The organism is Protofrankia sp. Cr1, assembly GCF_963555865.1.
Classification (GTDB): Bacteria; Actinomycetota; Actinomycetes; order Frankiales; family Frankiaceae; genus Protofrankia.
In genome coordinates, this window is sequence record NZ_CAUVXO010000595.1 from 2148 (window position 1) to 3259 (window position 1112).

A 1112-nucleotide genomic window follows, 5' to 3' on the forward strand; every position below is an offset into this window, starting at 1 on the left:
TGGCGCTCCGGTTCGGCCGGGGCGATCGGCTGGGGTTAGGATTGCCCCATTACGCTGGGGGATGTATGAGTGAGTGTGTGATCGTGGACGACGGACGCCGGCACGTGCCGGCTTTCGCGTCGTGATCGTCGACGAGGCGCAGGTAGCCGCGCTGCTCCCCGGCTACGACCTGGGCACCAAACTGGGTGCGGGCGCGTTCGGGCTGGTGCTGTCGGGCCGCCACCGCGACCTGAACCGTGATGTCGCGATCAAGATATTGTCCCCGGCGCAGGAGAACGCGCCGGGTGGTTTCAAGACCGAGGCGCGGATCCTCGCAGCCCTGGATCACCCGCATGTGGTGCGGGTCTATGACTATGTCGAGGCCGACGACCTGCATCTGATCGTCATGGAGTTACTGGGCGGGGGGACGCTGACCCGTCGGCGCACGGAGATCTCCCCGGAGGGCGCCTGCGCGGTCGGTCTGGCAGCGGCCGCAGCGCTGACCTGCGCCCATACCCAGGGAGTACTGCACCGCGACATCAAGCCCGACAACATCATGTTTGACACCGGCGACTTACTCAAGGTCACCGACTTCGGAATTGCGAAGATTTTCGACGGGTCCGCGGCCACCGCGAGCATGCTCATCGGGACCCCGAAGTACATGGCGCCTGAACAGCTTGTCGGCGGCCGGTTGGGGCCGCCGACCGACCTCTATGCCCTGGGTGTGCTTCTCTACGAGTTGCTCGTCGGGGCGCCGCTGTTTGATCCGGCGCTGTCCTCGCATGCCCTGGGCTACCAGCACCTCTACTCGCCGCCACCGCCGCTGGTGGGTGTGCCCGCGCCGGTGGCTGAGGTGGTTCTGCGAACTCTGGCCAAGGATCCGGCCGTCCGCCAGCCCTCCGCTCACGCCTTCGCTCTCGATCTTGCCCATGCGGCCGGCAGTGTCTACGGCCCTCGGTGGACCGCCCGCGCCGGGATCGGAGTGCGCCTCGACGACGACGTCCGCGAGGCTGCCGACCGCTCACCTCAGTTCAACCGCCAGCCGCCGGCTCCCGCCCCCCGCCCGTTGGCGCCGCCGACCGCGGTCAAACCATCATCACCGTGGACGGTCTCGCCCCCCTCATCGCCACCGG

1 protein-coding gene is annotated in these 1112 nt (G+C 68.2%); it reads left to right on the top strand.

Annotated elements, in window-relative coordinates; translation table 11 throughout:
- Nucleotides 1–121: 121 nt before the first annotated feature.
- A partial coding sequence (locus U9980_RS26400) for a serine/threonine-protein kinase (RefSeq protein ID WP_322770408.1) occupies nt 122–1112 on the top strand: 991 nt, incomplete at its 3' end.